A 23,913-nucleotide genomic window follows, 5' to 3' on the forward strand; every position below is an offset into this window, starting at 1 on the left:
TCAATAATTTACAATAATTCTATCACATTTTTTTATTTTCAAGAAACTTACATCATAAAAAACCTGCTTTAAATAAAGCAGGTTTTTTATATCTACAATCAGAAGCGCCAATTGTAGAATACGTCAATCGCACGCTCTAAAGACTGACTCGCTTCCAGATATAAACGACGGTTCATCTGATAACGCAAGGTCAATTTATTTACAGGGGTAAATACACCAATACCATAGCGAATGAATAGGTCTGGTGTGATATATCCGGTCAGACTGACCTGCGTATCATCGCCCGTACCCTGCGCATCCAACGCCAAGCCACTCAAACCAAAGGTTCGACCAATCTGGTTGGTCAAGGCTCGTGTACCGCCCAAGCCCATACTAATCCCCGCAGCAGCAATGGTGTTATTCACGTCAGACTTAAAGCCTTCGGTATTACTTAAACCACTGTTACCTTCATTAATACGACCAGTAAGTAAAGCATTCAGGGCTTCCTGTTCAGACAAGCCTGCATCGTTATAAATTTGAATATTCGGTACAGTGGCTGTTCCTGTGACACGTACCCCAACCATGCTACCTTGAACGGGTTTATTGGCATCAATATCCAAGGTCGGGTTGGCCAATGGTCCATTGAAACGCGCAATAGCACGGTTCAAATCAAGACTTTGACCGTAGGCTTCAATCTTCACTTTTTGACTGACACCAATCGCACCATTCGCACGCATTGCTGTTTCTAGACCACGTTGAGAAAGGTGTAAACGGCCAGCTAAAGGAATGGTACTTTCGAAGCCTTGGAAGATCACCTGATTGCCAAGAGTTACCGTCATATCGGCACGGATATCCCACGGTTTAGCTGCTTTTAAAGTCGCAAGCAGGTCTTGACCTTGTTGTACTACACGCACATCTGGCGACAAGTTCACCACAGTCGCCGAGCTTTCCGGCATCGAAATGCGCGCACGCGGCACATCAATCGTCCCTTTTAGACTTAAGCGCTGATTAAACGGATAAACGTCCAGCGTCAGATCAGGTTCTACAATTGCAGTAATCATCGGTGCCTGACGCACCAGTAAATTATCACCTTTTAAGGTCAGGTTGAGATGTGGGTCATTTTTCCAGTCAAAGCTACCTTTTAAGCGCCCTACACCTTGTCCACTATTAAATGCACCATCAATACTTGCAGAGTCCTGTCGTATAGAAGAATAAAGCTGGATATTGCTTAAATTGACTGGCAGGGAGATCATACTGATTGCGCCATTTTTTAAACGCATCTCACCTGTAACCTGTGGCTGAGTCAAGGTTCCATTGACCTTACCAGCCAATGATAAAGTTCCAGCCATTGAGCGTACATCTTTAATAAATGGTTTAAAGACTTTTAGCTGTACGTCATCAAATGCCACTTCGCCACGCATCGGCATATTATTTTGAAATGGGTCAATAATCACATTGGCATAACCCGTACCAATATCAGGTGTTTTCATATCCACACGGAATAACAGACCTTCACTGATACTCTTGGCAATCAAACTTAACTCATCATAAGTTACAGTCGTTGCAGGATCCTGAGGATCATCCGCTGCCAATCCAATCTCACCTTTACGCGTCACTAAACGTGCATCAAGTTTAGGATGACTACCATTTGCCCAAGCTGCTTTGGCATAGCCATTCAATTGACCCGTCACAGCCAGACCTTCAGGCATAAATGCCGTGAAGTCTTTTAAATCCAGATTTTTGGTAATAAATGAAAAACTACCTTTTTCCTTACTCATACGTGCAGGTTGATCTAAACATAACTGGCTGCTCGAACTTTGCCAGCAGTGCTGACCTATATAAAGCTCTTGTTGCGCGGTGGTATAGATAATCGGCGCACTCTGATTTTGTACCAAACGAATATTACGTGAAGTAAAATTACCTTTTTGCAGCTGTCCAAGCCAGTCATTCTTCGGATTAAAACCACCCGCAAGCTGAAGATAAAAATTCGATTGACGGTTTTTACTTTCTACTTTTAATACGTGTGCTTTACGTGTTCCCGCCAAGTTTACTGTTGCTTGTTCAATTTCACGATTGCCATTACGCAATCGATCCAAAGTCGCTGTCAATTGTGTAGGTGTGGTTTCAGAAGTCGGCAATTCACCCTGTACACGCAAAGAACGAATCGTCACCAGATCGTTAAAAGCAAAATTATCGACCATGATGTTCGCAGTTGCTCTTAGACGTGGTTTGGACTGTACATTCAAACTGCCATAAGCTCGACCACGCAAGCCCGGATACAGCTCATACAATGCAGGCGCATTCAGTTTAATACGTAAATTTTGTGCATTACCTGTGGCTTGAAGCTGGTTCTGAGCATAAGCAAAGAATAGATCATTGGCTTCAAATTGCTGCGGCAAGAAGCCTTCTTGATTTGAGTCCAATAACAGGCTGAGATTACCACGACCACGAATCGGTTTATTATTGATGAAACCCGCCGTATTCAATTCACGAATATCAATACGCTTGAGCTTGTCTGACCATACGCCCTGTGTTTTTACCCGCCCAGAAATTTCACCTTTCACACTTGAGACAAAATACTGTGGCTTGAAGCGTACCAATGAAGCATTAATATCCCAACCCAGTTTATCTTTGAGATTGACTGCGCCTGTGGCATAAACCTTGCCTGCAACACCGTCATGATTGAGTTCATTAATCTTGATGTAATCTGGTGTGCCCGCAATTTTAATTTTTAATATGCCATTACCTTGATTCAATGCATTTAAGGAACCATCATAATTCACTGCAAAACTCTTGAAGCCACCACCCGCTTTTTCATCATTAAAAATCAGGGCGGCGGTACTTTTACCTTTCAAAGCAAGAGTTTCTGTCTTATTTTCTTGTGGCAATTGCCCTTTTAAATCAATCTGTTCAAGCTGAATAATTTGTTGGTTTGGTTTGGCAAAACCACTGGCTTTGATTTCACCATTTAATAAGTTAATCGGTGCTGCTGCCGCAATCGTTTGCGGGTTAAAATCCTGTGCCTTGAGCTGTGCTTGCCATGATAGCTGTTGTTTTTCAGTTGGTAATTTAACTTTTGCCTGTCCAGTCAAACTGCCTTTTTCAGCTTCATAACGGAAATTTTCAACATTTAACAGGTCACCCTTAACGTCTAAACGGGCATCATATTTACCTGTTGGCAATAATGCCTGCTCATGCGGACGGATTGTCGTTGATACATAGATATCTTGCTGACCTTCTTTTAAGGTCAGATTGGTATGACCTTCTTCACTACTCAGCCAGCCAATATATGGCATAGCACGATCAATCCCTTTCCAAGAAATATCCAATAACATCGGCTGAGGCTTATTGTCTTTTTCTTCGTCCTGATTGAGCTTAACTGCCCAAGTTTCATATTTATCAAATGCGAGCTGTGCATTGACAACCAAACCTTTTTGCAAAGAACCGGTTGAGCTTAAGTTCGCATCCAGATTGGGTGGCAAAAAGTCTTGCGCAATTTGCGGTACAGTTTTGTCTTTTGGATCTAAACGTTCCAAACGTCCTTTTAGATCCCAAGAGACATGATCGTGCCAATTAACGGAACCCAGCAAATTTGCTGTGCCGCCCATCAGTTGACCATTAAACTCGCGAATATTCAATTGATGGGTTAAATCCGTATCCATCAGCGCAGTATATTGCCCCTCAGGAACTTGCTCGCCTTTTAAATCCGTATCTAAAGTCAAGACTAACTTTTGAATATCACCTTTAAATCTAGCGATGCCATCTTTTGCAAATAACTTCTGATCTTTAATTAATGGTAAGTGATAATTTTTAAAGAATAGCTCACCATTCATTGGCACATGATCACGTACTGGATGAACAACTGCCCAACCCGTCAGCAAATCTGGTGTAAGCGTTGCAACACCGACCTTCAGGGTATCCAGACTACCTCTAGCGGCAACTTTGATGATCTCAATATCTAGACTTTTTAATGATGGGATAATCAGATCTGCTTTGGCATTTAATGGGTATTTACCACTAAAATCCATCTCTCCAGAAGCATTTTGCACGGCTAAATGCTCCATCTTCATGCGAGAGTCTTTAAACTTTAATTTGGTTTCCGACCACAATGCGTCTTTTAGAAAGATGTCACTAAAGTCAACCTTCGAGGTTGTGGTTTGAAACTCTAAATGATCTAAAGTTGCATCATCAACACGCAGTACAAAGGGTAATTTAATTGGATCAAATCCAAAGGGCTTGCCCGAAGGTGGTTTTTTATCAATAATTTTGAGATTACGTACATCGGCATGGCTGAGGTGTACTTCTTTTTTTAAAATCGCTCGCCAACCTAAAGACACGTCGGCACGATCTAAAGAGATTTCAATTGCATCCAGTTCAACCAGCACATTTTTAAGAATGATGCCAGATAACAGGTTACCGCTCTCATATTGATATTTGATAATTTTTTGGCTTTGAAGTACACGGTCTAATAAAAAGCGACTCCCTTTATCCGTAGACATCATAACAAGCAAAGAACTGACCAATAACAAAAGAATGATCAATAAAATCAGCGCAATATTTCGAAAAATACGCCGTTGCTGTCTTGGTTCTGCTGGAGGTGTAAGTTGCTGTTCTACTTCCGTCATAATCAACCCGAGATTGTTTTACCCTTATTAAATTAAAGGGCTAAAAAGTTTTAAAGCTGTGGACCAATAAAGAAATGCAAACGAATTGGATTGTTATCATTCGAAATACCCGATGCGATATCTAATCGAATTGGTCCAATTGGCGATCTCCAGCGGATACCAACACCCACACTATATTCTGTTGGGTTGCTAAATTGTTTGTCATAGGCGTTACCAAAGTCCGAGAACACGGCAGCTCGCCAGCCATCTTTAAATTGATAATTATATTCCAAAGAGCCAACAGCCAAGGCTTGACCCCCTATTTTATAGCCGTTTTCTTCGGGCGATAAGCTCTTGTAGTCAAAACCTCGGAGAGATTGATCTCCACCTGTAAAGAAGCGTAAATTATACGGCACTTTATTGAAATTATCGGTGAAGATATAGCTTGTATCGCCACGACCAACAAATTGATGATTGTCGTTTTCACCCAATGAGTAAATAAAACGCCAGCCAGCACTTACAATTGCCATATTGGCATCTGAAAGCAAAGATTCCGTCCCCAATTCAACTTTATAGGTTTGCTTAAAACCACGCGTTGGATTTAAACGCGTATTGGTATTGGTTTTAGAAGCCTCATAACCAAGCAATAATGATTCTTGTTCAGAATCGATCCCGGATACTTTAAAGGCATCTGGTAGCTCATTAATATTCACATCACCTTTTTTGGTTAAGCGATCTAAACGATAACGTAAGCCAAAGGTATGTTGCCAGTCGCCTAATGGGTTTTTAATGACGCGCTCACCACCTAGAACTGCCGACTCAACCAACAAATTCACATCAGGACCAATATCGTTGCGGGTTTCACGCTCATAACCACCCACCAGGTTGAAGTAGTCATTTAATGGATGCTTATAAGGAATACTATAACGCCCATCTATTGATTGACGAATCTCAGATAACTCGAAGTTGGCATCAAATGAGTGACCATATTTATTCACAATCGCACGACGATACTGGGTACGAATACGTGCCCCCGTATCAGTACCATAACCAATACCTGTTTCAAGACTATTTAAGCGATCTGCATTCAGCGTCACCACAACAGGAATTTTTCGTTCTACCCGCGCCTGTTCTTCTAGCTTCTGACGTTGTTCGTCATCATCATTATGTACAGGCGGCATTGGCATAGATCGTGCTAATGCATAAGGTTGAGCAGGTTCACCACCAGAGAATTGTGATTCATCAACAACATCCTGCGTGACTTCTTGCGCAGAAGTGATTTTGGCCCGCGCAATATCCGCCTTTTGTTGACTACTCATCAATTGGGATTGCTGGATACGTTGCTGGTCGACCAACGCCTGTAAATCTGGCGGTAAATCTAAAGGTGGCTGAATTGCATCCGGCTTGATAGTATCAACCAGGGTATAATTAAAATAACGGGTGTTGGTTAAGTTATTTGCCAAAACATTGACACGCCAGAAGGCATAGTCATCACCTTCCTTCCAAGGTGCCAAACTATCTAAAACTTTTTGGGTCAATGGTAATGGCTTGCTCGGATCACTCATCCGATACTCAACTTGCTTTAACTTATAACGTTCACCTGTTTCGTACTTTAAGTTAATGTCAGCCGTTTTATCAGGCTGAGTAATCTTGACATCATGCAAGCGCCAAAACGCATCAAAATAACCATTATCTGCAGCAACGTTGGTAATTTTAGTTTTCATCGCTTCGTACGAGCCATGATTGAAAATATCACCAACATCCTGTTCTGGAATTAAACGAATGACTTGGAACTGTGGTGTATTTGCGCCTGCACCGGTAAATTCAATATTTTGTTCTTTAATTTTGACGGGGTCATTGGGAACCACTATCACTTTTACCTTACTGTCACTTTCTTTGACAAAAGTATAAGTCGCATTGTAATAACCCACCGCCTGTGCAGCTTGATTGGTCAATGCACGCAACTGAGGCAACGCAACATTAAAATCTTCAAAAGACTCTTTAGTAAAGCTTGACAACTTGGCCTTGATATTAAGCGCCAGAATAGGTGGTGCACCACTCACATCAGCAGAAATACGCGGAATTTTATCAGCATTGATTAAATTATCCGGACGCAAACGGTTAATAATGCGCTTAAAGAAGCCAACTTTTTCAGCAGGTTGATCTGACTTGGTTTGGAACTCGGCTAAGGTTTTACCCGTTTCATTGGCTTCAACCACAATTTTACTGTCTGACTGGATATCACTCATTAACTGGTCAATATTCAACGGAGCCTGTTTAATCTCAGTTAATTCAGTTTGCGAAACATCGCCAATGACAGGAGCAGGATTTTTAGCGGTTTGGTCTCGATATGCTTGTGCTTCATTTTTGGCATCTTCTGCAACACGAAAAATTTCATTTGCCATACTCTGATCGACGGGAATCACAGGCAAATTTTCCAGATTATCATCCAACTGAATTGGTTTTAATTCATTAATCTGATTACTTGACTGTTCTTGTTCTTTTAATGCAGCCAAACTGTCTTGTCCGGGTAATATCCCCGAATCAGAAGTATTCATCGCTGGCGGGATTGGTGCAGCGGCAGCAACTGCCACTGCAGCGACATGCTCGTTCTGTTCGGTTGTCTGATTTTCAGGCGCACCCAAAATTTGCTCTTGAGCATAAACAACTGATATACAAGAACTAATTAAAAAACTACTACAAATAAGTTTAGGAACCCCCTGCATTTTAAAAATTAAATGCATAGAATGAACCAGTGTCGACTGTTTAAACTTCGTTTTAGATGGCATGTAAAACTCTAAACTTGTTTTTTAATTTATCGTTTTTGATGGGTGAAATAACTTCAAATCTTTGATTTTTCATCCAATCAGACATAGGTATCATACATGCATTTCATCACATTTTTACAGTTCGTCACATTTTTTTATAAATCACAATGAAGTGAACACATGATGAAACAAGATGAGCGCTTAATGACATCGCGTCGCTTCGCCCCGATGTTTTTCACTCAGTTTTTTGGCGCACTGAATGATAATGTTTATAAGCAAGCGCTACTGTTAGTGATTACTTATGGGTGGATTCAACAACAAAGTGCTGAGATCAGTACCTTAAATAATTTAGCTGCCTTATTGTTTATTTTGCCCTACTTCTTTTTCTCGGCAACTGCTGGGCAAATCGCAGATAAATATGAGCGCTCTCAACTGATTCGTTTTATTAAAATATTAGAAATCGTGATCATGTTGATTGGTACTGCTGGTTTCCTGCTTGGAAATCTATGGTTATTGCTATTTGCCTTATTTTTAATGGGTACCCATTCCACTTGTTTTGGCCCGATTAAGTATGCGATTTTGCCTGAAATTTTAAAACCACAAGAGCTGATGTCAGGTAATGCCCTGTTTCAGTCAGGTACTTCAATTGCAATTTTACTGGGAATGATTTTAGGCGGCGCGGTTATTGCTTCGTCTGCCGGCAACCTGCTGTGGATCAGTGTGACTGTCGTAGCGATTGCCTGCATAGGCTATTTATGTAGCCGCTTTATTCTGCCGCAAAAAGTTGCAGCACCAGATCTCGAAATTGACTGGAACTTTATTCGTACCAGTTTTCAAACCATTGCCTACGCCAAAAGTATTCCGATTGTGTTCGTGATTTTATTAGGTAATTCTTGGTATTGGTTTTATGGTGCAACTTACCTGACTCAAATCCCACAGCTGACCCAGCAAAATCTGCATGCTTCAGAAAATGTCGTCAGCCTATTACTTACCTTTTTCTCGGTTGGTATCGGTGTCGGTTCTTTACTTTGTAGACGCATCGGTGGTACTGATATCAATATCAAAATGGTGCCCTATGGGGCAATTGGTTTGACTGTGTTTGCCCTCTATCTGGCAGCCAGCCTGGCTTTTGTTCCTGAGCGTACAGGTGAGTTACTCAGTTTAAAAGATATGTTTACACTGGGTGCGGTCTATTACCATGTGATGCTGGCAGTGACTTTACTGGGAATTAGTGGTGGGTTCTATATCGTGCCTCTCTATGCCATGATGCAAGCCTATTCACCACGCTCACATCGTGCTCGTGTTGTTGCCGCAAATAATATTTTAAATGCTGTATTTATGGTCTCTTCCGCAGTTTTTTCTATTTTGATCTTAAGCATTTTAAAAATTGATATTAAAATCTTATTTACCATTACCGCTGTTTTAAGTGCAATTTTTTCATTTTGGTTATTAAAACGTCTAAAACCGTTATTGGAAAATGCGCCCAACACATTAGAGGATTAATATATGCGTCATTACACAGGTCTCGATAAACTTATTAATTCCTTTGATCAAGCTTTACGTAGTTTGGTACCTGGTGCGACCAGTGCACAACGCAGTAATCCTGCCAATGAAGAACCGTCACAACTGTGTGTCAGTGATGCCCGCCATGTTGCAGGTTTAATGCGCGTCAATCATAGTGGTGAAGTCTGCGCTCAAGCCCTTTATCACGGTCAGGCACTGACTGCAAAACTGCCACATGTACGTGAAGAAATGCAGCAAGCCGCGATTGAAGAACAAGACCATTTGGCATGGTGTGAAGATCGCTTAAAAGAACTAGATAGCCACACTAGTGTATTAAATCCAATTTGGTACGGGTTGTCTTATGGAATGGGTGCAATTGCAGGGATTGCAGGCGACAAATACAGCTTAGGCTTTGTCGCTGAAACCGAACGCCAAGTGAGTCAACATTTACAAGAACACATCCAGCAGCTCCCCGCTCATGATGACCGTTCACGTAAAATCCTGGAGCAGATGAATGAAGATGAGTTGCATCATCGTGACACTGCACTCAATGCAGGTGGCGTAGATTTGCCTGTACCTGTACGCATTACCATGACTGCCATTTCAAAACTGATGACCAAAACCAGTTATTATCTTTAAACTGTCCGAGGGAATTATTGTAAAATAATTCCCTTTGATTTTACCCAACACAATCAAAATTAACGAAATACAATTTTGCCTTTATCAGTTGAATAACGGTCATCCCAAAAACTTTGCGACTGCTTATTTAAATCAGTAAAAATGGTGTAATTAATTTTACCCTGCCTAAAAGTCAACCGATCCTTTTTATTGACCGCAATCACACGCGTGTCATTAACCCAGACTCGTTGTTGCTGGTCAATTCTAATGAATGCCAGTGCTGTTCCATCCGACCTTTCGGCAATCCACTGTGGTTGCTGAGTCGATAGGGTTGGCGGTGGTGTTTCTAGCGTTTGTTCAACAAATCCAGCGTTGCTATTTTCTTCTTTGCTTTTGCTAATATCACAACCCTGTGCTTCACTAACTTGTGTACAACCTGATTGTTCTAATTGTTGTCTATATTTGGCATCAATTGCATAGGCTGAGTTCATGCTGCCATAGAGCATAATCCCCAAGGCAATAAGTAACTTGGCTTGCATACAGAATTCCTCCCTTCATTATTTATTTGTTTCTTCACCATTTAAACATCCCTATACCATCAGGTATGTAACTCAAATGTGTGCACTAAAAACAAAAAATCCACGGCTGCAAGCATGGATTTTCTAAAATAAGCGTTATTACTTAAAGTTTTAATTCAAACCATGTTCTGCCTTAAAACGTTCCAGATTTCGGACAGCCTGTTGATAACGAGACTGTACCCAACTGCTATTGATACGTAGATCATATAAGCGTTTTTGATAATCATCCCGAACTTTATTCGAAAGATCTTTACGTTCCAACTCTTTTAAATAACGATTCATATCGCTTTGGGAGCGATTAAACTCTGAATCTGCCTGATAATATTCATTGGCAACTTGATAGTAACTACGTAAAGATTCACGCTTTTCGATTGGACACACATGAATATCGCCACGACCTTCCAAGGCTTCACTAAAAATATTTTCCGGTCGGCAGTAATAGCTCAAGCCTTTTTGATAACCTTGATCATACAGCTTTTGATTCGGCACAATATTGGCTTTTTGACAGGAAGAATAATATTTATCCAAGCGTGAATCATGCCCATTCGAGCCATCTTTTTCGCCCACATTGAACCAATTGGCTGTTTTACATTGCTCGACGCTCATGGCCGCACAACCCGAAAGTAAAATCGTCAACGTCGACAAAAGCAAAATCTTTTTCATGAAAATTCTTCCTAATTATTATGGTATTACCCAGCTACAACATTACATTGTAATGACAGGATAATCTGTACTTTGGAAATGAGCTAAATCTGCATGCTGCCACAAATCATATAAAGGAATTTTGACATCCAAAGCTAATGGTAACTTTTTTGGATTAAATTGCATATGCTCTAAAGTTTCACCCCATGCAATCACATCAACATCCAAACTGATCTGATGTGATGGACGAACTCGACCAGATTGTGCTTCTAGTTTTTTCAGAATTTCAGTCATTTCAGCAAGACTGCATCGACTTTTTAATAAGCAGGCTGAATTCCAATAATCGGCACCAATTCCATCCCGACATGGGATTTCATAAATTGGCGAAAACTCCACTACACCCAAACTTGCGATTTGTTGATAAGCAAAAGTGAAATTTTGTTGTTGCTGGAGATTACTCGCCAGTGCGAGCGCAAAAATTGTTTCTGTTGCGTTCAAGGCGAATTCCTACTGCATTGGCTTGTGCAATGATGGCGGGTTTGCGAATGGTGATACTGATCGATTCAATCGAAGGAAAGGTAGTAAATAGACATTCAAGCACCAATTGTGCAGCGTGCTCAATCAGCTTAGGTTGGGCTTGTTGAATCACTTGAGCTGCAAGCTCGCAGATTTGCGCATAGTTGAGCGTATCGTTTAGCTCATCTGATTGTGCAGCTTGCATTAGATCATTATGAATAGTGAGATCTAGCATTAAAGGTTGAATAATTTGGCGTTCCCAGTTGAAACAACCAACCACGGTATCAACCTTCAACCCTTCAATTATAATGGCATCCATAATGACCTAATGAACCGATAAATAAATTAATGCTTTAAAAACGAAGCAGGTTCAATATTGTGAACCATTTTTAAACGTTGGTCAGCATAAATATCGGTATATGGTGCGAGAACACGCATGAAACGATCAAAATATAGCATTTGCTTGAATAACAAAGCGAAGTCACGCGGGAATTTAATACCGTGACGCTCACCTACTGCCACCATATCCATCATGATGTCATTTAAATCTGCCGGATTAGAACTAAGAATTTCTTGTGGATCTGCCAGTAACACCCCACTAAACAAGCGCTCTAAATCATCAGCCAAGATTTGAGTATCAATTTTCTGATGGGTCATGCCCATTTTCAGCATGTTCTCAGCCATGGCGATGTAATTGGTTTGCTGTAATGCATCCATAAATGCCATACACGCAGTCCAAACCTCAGGTTTTAATTGACCGACAATACCAAAATCAATAAAACCGATACGACCATCTTCTAGCAGCATCAGATTGCCTGCATGTAAATCGGCATGGAAACTCTTGCACAGCATTAAACTGCCAAACCAAGTGTTCATGGCCGTAATCAAGACCTGAGTTGGGTCTTTGGCATATTGTTTGACCACATCAAAGTCAGTCAATGATACCCCATACAAACGCTGCATGGTGAGTACACGGCGCGTTGAAAACTGGTGATAAACTTTCGGTGCCGTTGCCGCTTGATTACCTGAAACATTCAAATATTGAATAAAGTCATCCAGATTCTGAGCTTCTTCAATAAAATCAACTTCACGCACCATACGTGTTTTGATCTCATCTACAATTTCAGAAAGTGATGCAAACTTGATTTTTGGAACAGCTCTTTCAAGTAGCTTTGTTGCCCAATGCACCACATTCAAGTCGGTATAAAGAATAGTTTCAACACCTGGCTTTTGCACCTTTAAAACCACATCTTCGCCCGTGACCAATCGAGCGGCATGCACTTGTGCAATTGAAGCCGAAGCCAAAGGCTTTTCATCAATAAAACTAAAAATTTCATTGAGGTTGCGCCCTTCAAACTCTTCTGCCAAAACTTTTTGGATATAGCTAAATGGTAAGGTTGGCGTTTGATCTAAACAGCCTTGGAATTCCTGAACGTATTCACGTGGGAATAAAGACGGCGTACTAGCGATAAATTGACCCAGTTTAATATAAGTCGAACCAAGCGACTCAAAGGTCTCACGCATAAGTTTGGCGTTGCTTGGTTTTTCAGTTGCATACTTCACACCTGCTTGTGCTGCAACCACCACTGTTTCACCAATACGTGCAACAGAGCGTAATCCATCGAATAAAATATTTCTTTTCATAATCTTTCTTGCCTCACAGATGGCTTTAGTTTAGCAAATTTTGCTCAATTTACCGATCAAGTTGCCTGACAAACTGGACAATTTATATCTTTTTCAAATTTAAGAATACGTTGCGTTAAATTTAAGCCATTCCAAAGCAATAGTTTTTGCTTGAGTGGAGTCAAACCTAAGCCTAAAAATAGCAATGTGTGATGTGCTTGTAATGACGCTATCATTACAGGAGTGGTGGCTAATACGCCTGACTCCGCACAGCGCAGCCCTTCATTGGCATGATCTTCTTTCGGAAACAGGCATTCATAACAGGCTGAATCAGCATCTACCATAAACATCTGTCCTTCAAAACCAATCGCCGACGCACTAATTAAAGGGACTTGATGTTTTTTACACACTGCATTGACCAGATAACGAGTTGTAAAGTTATCACAGCCATCTAAGACTACATCTTGATGCTGTACGAGTTCATCAGCATTCGTTTCATCAAATCGTATATTTTGATAACTGACCTGTATATGCGGATTAATGTCTTGTAGATGCTTTGCCAATATTTCTGCTTTGTATCGACCTAAATCATTTGTCGTAAAGGCAATTTGTCTTTGTAGATTACTTATTTCAATCGTGTCGGCATCGACAATGGTAATTTTACCTACACCTGCACGTGCCAACAGCTCGGCACTGGTACAGCCGATTCCGCCTGCGCCGATAATCAACACATTGGCGAGTTTTAGTTTTTCTTGTGCTTCGATATCCCAACCATCTAATAAAATCTGACGACTATAGAGATGCATTTCCTCATTGCTTAGCTCAAATTCGTTTTCTAAATGGTCTGACACGTGGTTTGCTTCTTTATCATCAAGGGTATTGCTGATTTTAAGTCGATGTCTGCTTGGAGGAAAGTAATAAATTGGAACCAGCTCTGTTTTCTTTTGACAAAAAGCTATTTTTACCCCAATATTTTTCTTACTCTTTAACAGCTTAATAAAATCAATAAGTTACTATATCAGTTAGAAACTTTGGGTAATGATGCTTTTTAAGTATAACTTGATGTTTTGGCTGATATTATTTTCATTATTTTATAGTTCATGACGGCATACGTCATTTAGAAATTCATTGGATGCAACAAGAATAAGATTGTTTAGTTCATGACGGCATACGTCATTTAGAAATTTGATTGTCACATTAGATCGAGCCTTTAATAGTTCATGACGGCATACGTCATTTAGAAAGGAAAATAAAAAAACCCCCGAAGGGGTTTGATGTTCATGACGGCATACGTCATTTAGAAAAAGGTCAAGCTTGGTGATTCTGCTCGACAAAAGTTCATGACGGCATACGTCATTTAGAAATAGGAAAGGATGGCTGGAAATCAGACTACCCTGTTCATGACGGCATACGTCATTTAGAAATGATAAAGCCTGTTTGATTCAACCGCAAATGCGTTCATGACGGCATACGTCATTTAGAAAAGTAAAAGGGTTTGCTATTGCAAGCATAGCGGGTTCATGACGGCATACGTCATTTAGAAATTTTGCACTATCTACAATGGATTTTAATGCAGGTTCATGACGGCATACGTCATTTAGAAATAAAATCCGTGTTAACAGAACCACAATCTACTGTTCATGACGGCATACGTCATTTAGAAAAATTTAATGACAGGCGAGTGTGACATACTCGAGTTCATGACGGCATACGTCATTTAGAAAATAGACAGGAATGATCGGCAACATTGGTACAAGTTCATGACGGCATACGTCATTTAGAAATTACCGCCTCCCCGATTCCATTTAGGAAATTCGTTCATGACGGCATACGTCATTTAGAAAAGTCGCTCATTTGGGCAAAGAGTCACAGAATTGTTCATGACGGCATACGTCATTTAGAAAACTTTGGAATATATCATGAGTGGTTTTAGCTTGTTCATGACGGCATACGTCATTTAGAAAAGATCAAAGACATTGTCGAGCAAAACAATGTTGTTCATGACGGCATACGTCATTTAGAAATCACTTGCAACGTGCAACGGTAATCAAGGAGGGTTCATGACGGTATACGTCATTTAAATTAATTTACTAATCGGAGATAAGATTTAAATTGAAAACCACGATGTATCAAAGCGTTTAAAGAAATAGGAAATCGAATTCTGGCAGTTTGTAATACTTGAAGAACCCATGTTTTTTCAGCTAAAAATTCAAATAAGATTTTATCATTACATATCCTCGGGCCAGTAAAGATATCTGTCTGATAAGCCTGTCCTATGCATAATGACTCCAACAATATATTTTTATCCAGGTCGACTAATGCCAAAGTTAAATTTTCCTCGAAGATACAATCCTGACTAAGGAAAAGAAGATAGCAGTGAGAATATACACAGACCACACCTTCTAACACTTTACCCTCAACCATAACCCCTGTCTTTTTCCCCTTAACCAAGACTTCAGACAGAGGCAAACTCTTATCTGTCATATCTTGGATCAATGCTAAACCAATATAATCAGCTACATACATATCCAACCTTACCTAACTAAAATTATGACTGATTATATTTCCATCTATTACTTTTGCTCTACTTCCGATCATGCATCATTTCATAAGACTGCGCTCTTAACAAATCCTCTTTGCTGCCAAAGGATTGATTACGTAACTGATTAATCGCCTGCTGCTTACTGGCATCCGTGGCGTCACTCTTTAAAATCTGATCACGTGCGGCCAAGTAGCCATTGACCTGTGTTTGCCACCCTGCTTCTTCTTGATCGACCTTTTCCAAACGATCTGCCGCTTCTGGCCCTAATAAACTTTCACGCATATTCCGAAGCTCTTGTGCAGAACCACCCTTTTCCCGTACTTCTTGAGTTAATTGCTGCAATTCAGAAAATTGCATCGAAACCCGAACGCCATCGGCCAGTGTACTCGGAAGCTGATCAATCAATTTCGCCAATTCAGCTGCCTTTTGCTGAGCGGTCAGGGTTTTATTGGCATGGATACGCATTTGATCAATATTGAACTGATTCAGGTTATGTTCATTACCAAATAAGGCATTAATCTCAGCCGCATTAAAAAACTGCTGCTGTACTTTATACATCTGATCAATCACTTTCTGATACCCATCAATATCGCCCGTCTTAAAGTTGCCCGTTGGTTTTATATTTTTTAAGGCATGACTATAGGCTACATATTGATCTAACAGATGACTGGCATAACTCGAAGCTGTGTCAGGTAAAGTCGCAGTAAGGTACTGTCGGATATCAGCAACCAATTCTGTTTCGGTTTTCTCTCCTAAACTGGAAAAGAAATAATCGAAACAACTGCGAATACCAACCGTTAAAATTAATTTACCATTGGCATCGACCTGAATTGGACAATCAATTTCTGTACCGCGCAATGAAGCAGCCAATTCTGGTATTTTGCCTTTTTGATTATTTTGCGCGTTGGCTTCTAAGCCATTGCCTATAAGCTGTGATTGAGCCTGTTGGTTTGGCTCATGCGGTGTATTTTGAGCATCTGGTCTAAATATCCAATAGATTAAAGCCAACAAGAGCAATAAACATACAATCAAAACTAAACTGATGGTTTTATTATTCAAAAATTTACCGTTCATAATCCCTTGCTCTATTTATCATTCTTTCTTTGTTTGAACCGTTAAAAATGAAAGGAGCAACGGATTGCTCCTTTCATTAATGAATTACAAACCTAGATTTTTCAGACGATTTGCCTGAGTCCGATAAGGGGTGACCGGATTTTGTAAGAATCCAACCAAACCGAGGATTTGATTGACTTCATCCAAATGGTTAAATGCATAATTGTCACGGATTACCGTACCCAAATGGCTCGAACAACGCGGTACCAAGCCATCATTTTCTCCAGAAATCAGTAACGATGTTGCAGTTAATGCATAGTCCATTGGGTCTAATGCATTGGTAAATGGACTGGTTCCACTCCACGAATAATAACGCACGCCATTCACCAGTTCAGTACCTGAACCACATGCTGTAGTTGGTACAGCTGCGGGGAAACGTTGGTTAAAATTGGCTGAACCGCTGGTGGTTAATGAGTTTAAACCTGCAATCGCATCTTGATCATAATAATGCCCTGAACCAATCCCCACTAATGAGAAGAAGGCATTAACCCCTGCTGAGATCACAGGTGCCAAGACTGGACCCGCAGGTGATTTAACCACTGAGTCGACGACATCTGCCACATCTGAACCTTTAGTTGGACCACCAACTGCTGTGACTGATGCAATTTTATTCGGCAACAAGCTGGCAACATAACGAACCGATTGAGAGCCATGACTATGGCCAATTAAATTAATTTTCTCTGCACCAGTAATCGCCAACACCTGCTTTGCCTGTAGCAATAGTTGCTCACCGCGTACTTCCGAAGAATTAAACGAAGCTTGCTGTGCAACGAAGACATTCGCACCATTACCAACCAAGTCTTCAGTAATCCCATTCCAGTATTGCAAAGGACCTACCGCAGAGAAACCGGCCATCCCATGCGCCAATAAAATTGGATACTTGGTTTTCGCATAACTTGATGTAACACTGGTGCTACCGCCGATTGAACAAGAGTTCACATTACAGTTTTGCCATGATGCCTTGGGTGCAAAAAAATCAAACAAACCTGCGTGTACCACAGATCCGCTGCTCACCACCATGCCTGCCATCAACGCCATGACATTTAAATATTTTTTCTTCACGTTTTTGCTCCTAGCATTTTTCATTTTTATTACAGAGATTTAGTCTTTTTCTTCGTATCTGGAATCATTCCGAGCATACAAACGACTGGCAAAAATCATACTCCTTCAAACTTTTATGTGATTTTTAGACTAAAACAATTTGTGCCAAAATCATAACAATTCGCGCCAAAATTATGATTGATCGAAAAGATTCCGATGAATGCACATTTTCAAATTATCTTGACTGTTTAAGTTCAAACAATCAGCTGGATTAAAAATCGGGTACTGTCACATTTGCAGTTTTAATCGTGCCTGTAAACGTTGGGAAATTGGTTAAAATTTTGCGGAAGTTTGTGTAACAATGACAGAGTACTCCCACCTTTTGGATGTTGTATGCGCCACTCGGAAATAAAGGCTGTTGAACTTTCCAAAGCCTATCGCTTATTAAATCACGGCCCAACGGTTTTGGTTTCTGCTCAATACGGACAAGAATGCAATGTCATGGCAGCAGCTTGGGCCTGTGCTTTGGAATTAACACCTGCAAAAGTCACTGTAGTCTTAGATAAAAGCACCAAAACCCGTCAACTGGTTGAGCAAAGTGGTTATTTTGCCTTGCAAGTTCCCTGCTATGCACAGATTGATCTAGTGCATCAACTCGGAACGATCAGTCAGTTTGAGCATCCAAACAAATTAGAAGAATGCAAAACCGAATTGTTTTACCAAGATGATTTCCCTGTGCCACTGGTGGCAGGCAGTCTGGCTTGGCTAGTCTGTAAAGTGATTCCAGAACCACACAATCAACAAGCGCACGACTTATTTATCGGTTCCGTAGTCGGTGCTTGGGCGGATTCACGCGTATTTCGCGATGGACATTGGCACTTTCAAGATGCCAGTAAAGCGTTGCGCAGCCTACATTACATTGCAGGTAGGACATTCTATTTGATTGGTGATGAAGTTAAGGCCAAATAGTCTTTGATATAAGGCAAAGCCAAACAAGCTTTGTCTCTTTTATTGATCATTGACTTTCATCAACTCACTATACATAAGATCTAAAAACTGCTGCTGTTCTTGAATATTTTTAAAGTAACGTTGATAAAGACCACTACAGCTTTGCACATCAGCAATATTGGCTTTGTTAAATGACCAATCCTTTCGATCTTTGATACTGATTCCTAGATCATCATTACAACGCTGCCATAACTGAGAAAATCTGGTTCGTTTATTTGCATCCAATTTTTTAAAGTCGGCATGTACAGAATAGCCGCGCATAGCTGAATTAAAGAACTGAGAAATCATGGTGACCGGTACACCGCCCCAATCAATGCTTTGACCAATCGGCAACCGAATATCGGTCAGTTTATTTTCTGACATGATCTCAGGCTGCCTACCTTGTTTGAAGTACTGTTCCTCATAAACCAAGGTTGTTCCTGCTGGAACATAGATCTTTTTAACCAACATCGGTTGCTGTGTCACATAGTACGGATAATTCGGGCTTGAATTGCCACCTGTCGGGTTCATATTGCCGATACAGCCTGTTAAGGTCAGTGCCAATGTTATGGATAAAAAAATCATGGGTTGCATCGGTCTATTCCTTCTTGTTGAATCATTTTTATTATTCTTCGACCTTAAATCGAAATTGCTCTAGAAACAATATCCAATAGCGTAAACACCAAAGTATAAAAAACCGTTATGAAATGCTCTCCACAACGGCGTTTGCATAAAAGCTTAACTTATTTCGGCGCCATACGAATCGCACCATCTAAACGGATCACTTCACCATTCAGATAGGAGTTTTCAGCAATATGTGCCACTAAACGCGCAAACTCTTCTGGGCGACCTAAACGCGATGGATAAGGCACCATTTGTCCCAAGGCATCTTGCACATTTTGAGGCAAGCCTTTCAACATTGGCGTTTCCATAATCCCAGGGGCAATGGTCATGACACGAATCGCATGGCGAGCTAGTTCCCGCGCAATCGGTAGCGTCATTGCCACCACTGCACCTTTTGATGCTGAATAGGCCGCTTGTCCAATTTGGCCGTCAAAAGCAGCAACCGAAGCAGTATTCACAATCACGCCTCGATCTTCATCACCTTCTGCAACAGTATTTTTACTCATGGCGTCTGCTGCAAAACGCAGCATATTAAAAGTCCCCGTTACATTGATCTGTAAAGTTTTAGAGAACATCGCCAAATCATGTACGCCGTCTTTACCCACTACTTTTGCAGAAGGGCCAATGCCGGCACAATTGATCAGGCCATATATGCTGCCATGTTTCGCCAACACATCTTTAAAGAACTGCTCTGCCGCAGCTTCATCCGTCACATCTAGTTTTACAAATTCTGCTGCTGCCCCCAAGGCTTGCGCTTGTTGTTCTCCAGCATCGACATTCATATCGACCAATGTGACCGAAGCGCCCTTTTCAACCAAGTATTCCGCTGTTGCTGCACCTAAACCTGAACCGCCACCTGTAATAACAAAATGTTTTCCCTGAATTTTCATTTACGTTTCCTATCAAATTAAAGATATAAATTTTTATCACTAAGCCTAAAGGCAACTTTTTCCGATACAATTTCAAAAAGTAGCAAATTTAATGCAACTTTTGAGCATTCAATCTAATTACTCTCCTGTATTTTATTGATATATGAATAAAAACCTAAACTTTGATCTTAATTCAGCTAAGGACACCATTTCAAATGCTTTGCTTCGTGAAGCGTTGAGTGTCGCCGCAAGTCGTGGTTTAAATATTGTCAATATCGCCAATCGTGCAGGCATTTCAGCAGAATTACTAACCTCATCCAAAGCCCGTGTGCCCGTGACGCAATGTGCGCAGTTATGGGTCGAACTTGCAGAAAGCATGAATGATGAGTTTTTGGGCATGGATCGCCATCCCATGCGCCGAGGCAGTTATCGTCTATTGGCAAAATTAGCCTTCAATGCTGAAACCTTAGAGCAAGCCATTCAGGAGATTTTAAAATTCCTGAGTCTGGTGCTTGATGATATTCACGGTGAATTGGTACAACGCGGTTCCAAAGCCTATCTGATCTTGCACGATCGTGAGCATCCCAAACGGATGTTCACTTATTCTACCTATCTAATGCTGGTGCATAGTTTGATGTGCTGGTTGAGTGATCAGCGTATTGGCTTTCATAAAATGAGCTTTAGATGTCATTCTCCAGTCGAACTACAGGATTATCGGGTGCGCTTTTGCGAAGATATTCAATTTAATGCCGACCAGAATCAGATTGAGTTTGATGCCCATTATCTCAAGCATAAAATCAAAAAAGACAAACAGGCGCTCAATGATTTTCTAAGAAAAACCCCTTATAACCTGATTGTACGCTTTAAGAATGAGAACTCGTTAAGCTTACAAATTCGTCGCCAATTGCTGTTACAACCGCCATCGCAGTGGGATGAATTGAAAGAGATTGCACAACAACTCAATATGTCAACTGCCACCATTCAGCGTCGCTTAAAGCAGGAAGGTGTCAGTTATCAGCAACTTAAAAATGACATTCGCTGTGATATTGCGATTGAACGATTGTGCAAAAGTAATGATTCAATTCAAAATATCAGTGATGATCTGCATTTCCATGACCCAAGTGCGTTCCATCGCGCCTTTAAGAAATGGACAGGACTCAGTCCAGGCAGCTATCGTAAATCTTCACCATATAAAAAGGAACTTTTGGATCGCTCAGAACGCTCAAAGGAGTAAATGATGTATTTACCAGAAATATTTGAAGAAACAGATCTTGAGAAACTCTATCAATTGATTCAGGACTATCCTTTTGCGACTTTAATGAGCCATAGTGCTGAAGGCATAGAAGCCAATCATTTGCCCTTTCATTTATTGCGTGATGAGCAAAGCCAGACAGCGACACTGGTTGCACATATTGCCAAGAATAATCCGTTGCATACGCAAATTAAAAACGACACTGAAGTTCTTATTATTTTTCAGGGTGAGCAAGCTTATATTTCACCAAACTGGTATCCGAGCAAGCAGCAACACCATCAACATGTACCAACATGGAACTATCAAGTGGTTCATGTCAAAGGTCGCATTTATTTCTTACATGATGAAAAAGCCCTACGTGGCATTTTGGCTAAACTGACACGGGTTCATGAAGCCAAACAAGCAACGCCATGGAAAATGTCGGATGCACCAAGTGAGTATATTGCTCGGGAACTGCAAGGGATTGTTGGCATTGAAATTCAGATTTCGCACATTACAGGCAAGTTTAAGCTGAGCCAAAATCGAGATAAAGAAGATGCCTTAGGGGTTGTAAATGGACTGCAACAACAAGGTGACAACCGATTAGCCGATGCAGTACAGCAATATATTGAAGATTAAACGGGCTTTCGTCCTAGACTTACACGATCATTGCCGCCATAGTCCTGAATGGTCTTGATCTGCTCAAAACCTTGTTGCTCAAAAATATCTCGTACTGCTTGGCCTTGGTCATAGCCATGTTCAAGCACAATCCAGCCATTCGGTTTAAGCCAATTCTTGCCTTGGGTGATAATGATCTCAATATCCGCCATGCCTTGCTTATCAGCCGTCAAGGCACGCTCAGGTTCGGACTGGAGCTTTTGCATATGCACATCTTCAGGATCAATATACGGCGGATTCGACACAATCAGATCAAACCGTTGCTGTTCTAAAGCATCAAACCAAGCCCCACAGGCAAATTTCACCTGCATCAGCCCGTGTCGAACAGCATTGTCCTGAGCCACATCTAAAGTCGGGGCATAAATATCTGTTGCAGTCACTTGCCATTGAGCACGTTCACTTGCAAGCGCTAAAGCAATCGCACCTGTGCCCGTACCTAAATCGACAATATTGGCCTTTGCATCAAGTGGCAGTTTTAATACTGTTTCAACCAGAATTTCAGTATCTGGACGCGGCACCAAAGTGTCATGAGTGACTTTTAAATCGAGCGTCCAAAAGGGTTGTGAACCTGTGACATAGGCCAAAGGTTCACCTTGTTCGATACGAGCCAGACCATCCAGATAAGCCTGCTCCTGCATTTCGGTCAACTCTTGCTCAAGTCTTAATTTGAGTTCTAAACTATTTACACCCAAAAGATGTTCGAGTAACCATGCCGCCTCCTGACGTTCATAGCTATCAATTTCACCTTTGATTTCTAAGGCTTGAGCAATATTCATTAGCCGCCATTTTCCTGTGCAAGCATTGCCAACTGATCCGCCTGATATTCACGATGCAAGCTGTCCAGCAATTCTGTTAAATCACCTTCCATAATCGCATCTAACTTATATAAAGTCAGGTTGATACGATGGTCAGTCATACGACCTTGTGGATAGTTATAGGTACGGATACGCTCTGAACGGTCACCAGAACCGACCAAGTCACGGCGCATTTCTGAAGTTGCTGCATCAGCGGCTGCACGTTTGGCATTTTCTAAACGCGAGACCAACAACGCCATCGCTTTGGCTTTATTCTTATGTTGCGAACGTTCTTCCTGACATTCCACTACCACACCCGAAGGAATATGGGTAATACGTACCGCTGAATCAGTTTTGTTAATGTGCTGACCGCCTGCGCCGGATGCACGATAGGTATCAATACGTAAATCGGCTGGATTGATTTCGACTGTAGTATCTACATCGACTTCAGGCAGAATCGCAACCGTACAAGCCGAAGTATGTACACGACCTTGGGATTCAGTTGCAGGTACACGTTGTACACGATGGGCGCCACTTTCAAATTTCAAACGGCCATAGACACCTTCACCATCAATACGGCAAATGATTTCTTTATAACCACCATGCTCGCCTTCATTTTCAGAAAGCACTTCAATACGCCAACCTTGTGTTTCAGCGTATTTGCTATACATACGGAATAAATCGCCTGAGAAGATAGCCGCCTCATCACCGCCCGTTCCAGCACGCACTTCAAGATAGGCTGCATTGGCATCATTTGGATCTTTCGGAATCATCAACACGTTTAACTGCTCTTCAAGTGCAACCAAAAGTGCTTTATTTTCTTTAATTTCTTCTTCTGCCATATCTTTGAAATCAGGATCTGATTTCATCGTTTCAGCCGTTTCGATATCTTCTTCAGCTTGACGATATTTGCTCCAAACTTCAGTGATTTCAGTTAAATCATTGTGTTCGCGAGACAGTTTACGAAAACGTTTATTGTCCGAAATTACTTCTACATCTGCAAGTAATGCAGTCAGCTCTTCGTGACGATCACAAAGTTGATCGAGTCTTAAACGGAGTGATGCTTTCATGGGCGGAATATCTCAAAATCTAAAGACTCAGTGCCGATGAAGCACGAGCAAAATCAAAAAATTGCGCATAGTTTACAGACTCCACCGCTTAAAAGACATAGAGAATCAGGGGAACTTACTATTCCTCACCCAT

The 23,913-nt window shown here is 41.1% G+C and carries 19 protein-coding genes and 1 CRISPR repeat array; of the genes, 5 read left to right on the forward strand and 14 right to left on the reverse strand.

Features of this window, described 5'->3' with window-relative positions:
• Positions 1 to 98: 98 nt before the first annotated feature.
• Together NQU59_RS14240 and NQU59_RS14245 are read right to left on the reverse strand one after the other, a co-directional pair.
• A complete protein-coding gene (locus tag NQU59_RS14240; RefSeq protein WP_257063870.1) occupies positions 99 to 4,604 on the reverse strand; it encodes a translocation/assembly module TamB domain-containing protein in 4,506 nt (1,501 codons plus the stop codon).
• A gap of 50 nt (positions 4,605 to 4,654) precedes the next feature.
• A complete protein-coding gene (locus NQU59_RS14245; protein ID WP_257063871.1) occupies positions 4,655 to 7,372 on the reverse strand; it encodes an autotransporter assembly complex protein TamA in 2,718 nt (905 codons plus the stop codon).
• 159 nt (positions 7,373 to 7,531) lie between these two features.
• Between NQU59_RS14245 and NQU59_RS14250 the strand changes: the two genes are divergently transcribed.
• Positions 7,532 to 8,854 (forward strand): MFS transporter, encoded by a 1,323-nt coding sequence (locus tag NQU59_RS14250; protein ID WP_026040154.1) that lies wholly within the window; start codon positions 7,532 to 7,534, stop codon positions 8,852 to 8,854.
• A 3-nt stretch (positions 8,855 to 8,857) separates the two neighbouring features.
• Complete coding sequence (gene coq7, locus NQU59_RS14255) at positions 8,858 to 9,493, forward strand: 2-polyprenyl-3-methyl-6-methoxy-1,4-benzoquinone monooxygenase (protein ID WP_005274783.1); 636 nt, start codon at positions 8,858 to 8,860, stop codon at positions 9,491 to 9,493.
• A gap of 59 nt (positions 9,494 to 9,552) precedes the next feature.
• Here the strand turns inward: coq7 and NQU59_RS14260 are convergent, their stop codons facing one another.
• The 8 genes from NQU59_RS14260 to NQU59_RS14295 form a co-directional block, all read right to left on the reverse strand.
• Positions 9,553 to 10,011, reverse strand: a complete 459-nt coding sequence (locus NQU59_RS14260; RefSeq protein ID WP_043969690.1) for a hypothetical protein — start codon at positions 10,009 to 10,011, stop codon at positions 9,553 to 9,555.
• 150 nt (positions 10,012 to 10,161) lie between these two features.
• Positions 10,162 to 10,713: a DUF2799 domain-containing protein gene (locus tag NQU59_RS14265; RefSeq protein WP_005241967.1), complete on the reverse strand. Its 552-nt coding sequence runs from the start codon at positions 10,711 to 10,713 to the stop codon at positions 10,162 to 10,164.
• A 42-nt stretch (positions 10,714 to 10,755) separates the two neighbouring features.
• Complete coding sequence (locus NQU59_RS14270) at positions 10,756 to 11,190, reverse strand: 2-amino-4-hydroxy-6-hydroxymethyldihydropteridine diphosphokinase (RefSeq protein ID WP_043969689.1); 435 nt, start codon at positions 11,188 to 11,190, stop codon at positions 10,756 to 10,758.
• Entirely contained in the window at positions 11,147 to 11,527 is a 381-nt protein-coding gene (folB, locus tag NQU59_RS14275) for a dihydroneopterin aldolase (protein WP_043969688.1), read from the reverse strand. Before folB ends, NQU59_RS14270 begins: the two co-directional genes overlap by 44 nt.
• 26 nt (positions 11,528 to 11,553) lie before the next feature.
• Positions 11,554 to 12,852 carry an ABC1 kinase family protein gene (locus NQU59_RS14280; protein ID WP_005241970.1) on the reverse strand — a complete coding sequence of 433 codons (1,299 nt, stop codon included), beginning with the start codon at positions 12,850 to 12,852 and terminating at the stop codon, positions 11,554 to 11,556.
• 56 nt (positions 12,853 to 12,908) lie between these two features.
• Positions 12,909 to 13,637, reverse strand: coding sequence for a HesA/MoeB/ThiF family protein (locus tag NQU59_RS14285; protein WP_280638629.1), 729 nt, complete (start codon positions 13,635 to 13,637; stop codon positions 12,909 to 12,911).
• A 290-nt stretch (positions 13,638 to 13,927) separates the two neighbouring features.
• Positions 13,928 to 14,915: a CRISPR direct-repeat array (repeat unit 28 nt; unit sequence GTTCATGACGGCATACGTCATTTAGAAA).
• A gap of 500 nt (positions 14,916 to 15,415) precedes the next feature.
• The gene (locus tag NQU59_RS14290) at positions 15,416 to 16,447 is read right to left on the reverse strand and encodes a lipase secretion chaperone (protein ID WP_257063872.1); all 1,032 of its coding nucleotides are present in this window, start codon (positions 16,445 to 16,447) and stop codon (positions 15,416 to 15,418) included.
• 84 nt (positions 16,448 to 16,531) lie between these two features.
• Entirely contained in the window at positions 16,532 to 17,548 is a 1,017-nt protein-coding gene (locus NQU59_RS14295; protein WP_005241974.1) for a lipase family alpha/beta hydrolase, read from the reverse strand.
• A gap of 372 nt (positions 17,549 to 17,920) precedes the next feature.
• Between NQU59_RS14295 and NQU59_RS14300 the strand changes: the two genes are divergently transcribed.
• A complete protein-coding gene (locus NQU59_RS14300; RefSeq protein WP_257063873.1) occupies positions 17,921 to 18,496 on the forward strand; it encodes a flavin reductase family protein in 576 nt (191 codons plus the stop codon).
• Between the two features lie 39 nt (positions 18,497 to 18,535).
• On the opposite strand, the gene NQU59_RS14305 is transcribed toward NQU59_RS14300, so the two are convergent.
• Together NQU59_RS14305 and NQU59_RS14310 are read right to left on the reverse strand one after the other, a co-directional pair.
• On the reverse strand, positions 18,536 to 19,108 hold the full coding sequence (locus tag NQU59_RS14305) for a hypothetical protein (RefSeq protein ID WP_257063874.1): 573 nt from the start codon (positions 19,106 to 19,108) through the stop codon (positions 18,536 to 18,538).
• A 149-nt stretch (positions 19,109 to 19,257) separates the two neighbouring features.
• A complete protein-coding gene (locus tag NQU59_RS14310; protein ID WP_257063875.1) occupies positions 19,258 to 20,028 on the reverse strand; it encodes an SDR family NAD(P)-dependent oxidoreductase in 771 nt (256 codons plus the stop codon).
• A gap of 142 nt (positions 20,029 to 20,170) precedes the next feature.
• Here NQU59_RS14310 and NQU59_RS14315 point away from each other — a divergent pair, with 142 nt between their 5' ends.
• Together NQU59_RS14315 and NQU59_RS14320 are read left to right on the forward strand one after the other, a co-directional pair.
• On the forward strand, positions 20,171 to 21,241 hold the full coding sequence (locus tag NQU59_RS14315; protein ID WP_005241978.1) for an AraC family transcriptional regulator: 1,071 nt from the start codon (positions 20,171 to 20,173) through the stop codon (positions 21,239 to 21,241).
• Between the two features lie 3 nt (positions 21,242 to 21,244).
• The gene (locus NQU59_RS14320; protein ID WP_005241979.1) at positions 21,245 to 21,877 is read left to right on the forward strand and encodes an FMN-binding negative transcriptional regulator; all 633 of its coding nucleotides are present in this window, start codon (positions 21,245 to 21,247) and stop codon (positions 21,875 to 21,877) included.
• On the opposite strand, the gene prmC is transcribed toward NQU59_RS14320, so the two are convergent.
• Together prmC and prfA are read right to left on the reverse strand one after the other, a co-directional pair.
• Complete coding sequence (gene prmC / locus NQU59_RS14325; RefSeq protein ID WP_005241980.1) at positions 21,874 to 22,692, reverse strand: peptide chain release factor N(5)-glutamine methyltransferase; 819 nt, start codon at positions 22,690 to 22,692, stop codon at positions 21,874 to 21,876. The genes NQU59_RS14320 and prmC overlap by 4 nt on opposite strands.
• Positions 22,692 to 23,780 carry a peptide chain release factor 1 gene (gene prfA / locus NQU59_RS14330; RefSeq protein ID WP_005212840.1) on the reverse strand — a complete coding sequence of 363 codons (1,089 nt, stop codon included), beginning with the start codon at positions 23,778 to 23,780 and terminating at the stop codon, positions 22,692 to 22,694. The genes prmC and prfA overlap by 1 nt, the downstream gene beginning before the upstream one ends.
• Positions 23,781 to 23,913: the final 133 nt, after the last annotated feature.

Source organism: Acinetobacter colistiniresistens (assembly GCF_024582815.1).
GTDB lineage: Bacteria > Pseudomonadota > Gammaproteobacteria > Pseudomonadales > Moraxellaceae > Acinetobacter.

What these genes read in the sequence shown, in the direction of transcription:
- prmC (WP_005241980.1), bottom strand. Translation starts at nt 22,692, where the DNA reads ATGAATATTGCTCAAGCCTTAGAAATCAAAGGTGAAATTGATAGCTAT.
- NQU59_RS14300 (WP_257063873.1), top strand. Translation starts at nt 17,921, where the DNA reads ATGCGCCACTCGGAAATAAAGGCTGTTGAACTTTCCAAAGCCTATCGC.
- NQU59_RS14285 (WP_280638629.1), bottom strand. Translation starts at nt 13,637, where the DNA reads ATGCATCTCTATAGTCGTCAGATTTTATTAGATGGTTGGGATATCGAA.
- NQU59_RS14265 (WP_005241967.1), bottom strand. Translation starts at nt 10,713, where the DNA reads ATGAAAAAGATTTTGCTTTTGTCGACGTTGACGATTTTACTTTCGGGT.
- NQU59_RS14290 (WP_257063872.1), bottom strand. Translation starts at nt 16,447, where the DNA reads ATGAACGGTAAATTTTTGAATAATAAAACCATCAGTTTAGTTTTGATT.
- NQU59_RS14280 (WP_005241970.1), bottom strand. Translation starts at nt 12,852, where the DNA reads ATGAAAAGAAATATTTTATTCGATGGATTACGCTCTGTTGCACGTATT.
- NQU59_RS14245 (WP_257063871.1), bottom strand. Translation starts at nt 7,372, where the DNA reads ATGCCATCTAAAACGAAGTTTAAACAGTCGACACTGGTTCATTCTATG.
- NQU59_RS14310 (WP_257063875.1), bottom strand. Translation starts at nt 20,028, where the DNA reads ATGAAAATTCAGGGAAAACATTTTGTTATTACAGGTGGCGGTTCAGGT.
- coq7 (WP_005274783.1), top strand. Translation starts at nt 8,858, where the DNA reads ATGCGTCATTACACAGGTCTCGATAAACTTATTAATTCCTTTGATCAA.
- NQU59_RS14305 (WP_257063874.1), bottom strand. Translation starts at nt 19,108, where the DNA reads ATGCAACCCATGATTTTTTTATCCATAACATTGGCACTGACCTTAACA.
- NQU59_RS14240 (WP_257063870.1), bottom strand. Translation starts at nt 4,604, where the DNA reads ATGACGGAAGTAGAACAGCAACTTACACCTCCAGCAGAACCAAGACAG.
- NQU59_RS14260 (WP_043969690.1), bottom strand. Translation starts at nt 10,011, where the DNA reads ATGCAAGCCAAGTTACTTATTGCCTTGGGGATTATGCTCTATGGCAGC.
- NQU59_RS14315 (WP_005241978.1), top strand. Translation starts at nt 20,171, where the DNA reads ATGAATAAAAACCTAAACTTTGATCTTAATTCAGCTAAGGACACCATT.
- NQU59_RS14250 (WP_026040154.1), top strand. Translation starts at nt 7,532, where the DNA reads ATGATGAAACAAGATGAGCGCTTAATGACATCGCGTCGCTTCGCCCCG.
- prfA (WP_005212840.1), bottom strand. Translation starts at nt 23,780, where the DNA reads ATGAAAGCATCACTCCGTTTAAGACTCGATCAACTTTGTGATCGTCAC.
- folB (WP_043969688.1), bottom strand. Translation starts at nt 11,527, where the DNA reads ATGGATGCCATTATAATTGAAGGGTTGAAGGTTGATACCGTGGTTGGT.
- NQU59_RS14320 (WP_005241979.1), top strand. Translation starts at nt 21,245, where the DNA reads ATGTATTTACCAGAAATATTTGAAGAAACAGATCTTGAGAAACTCTAT.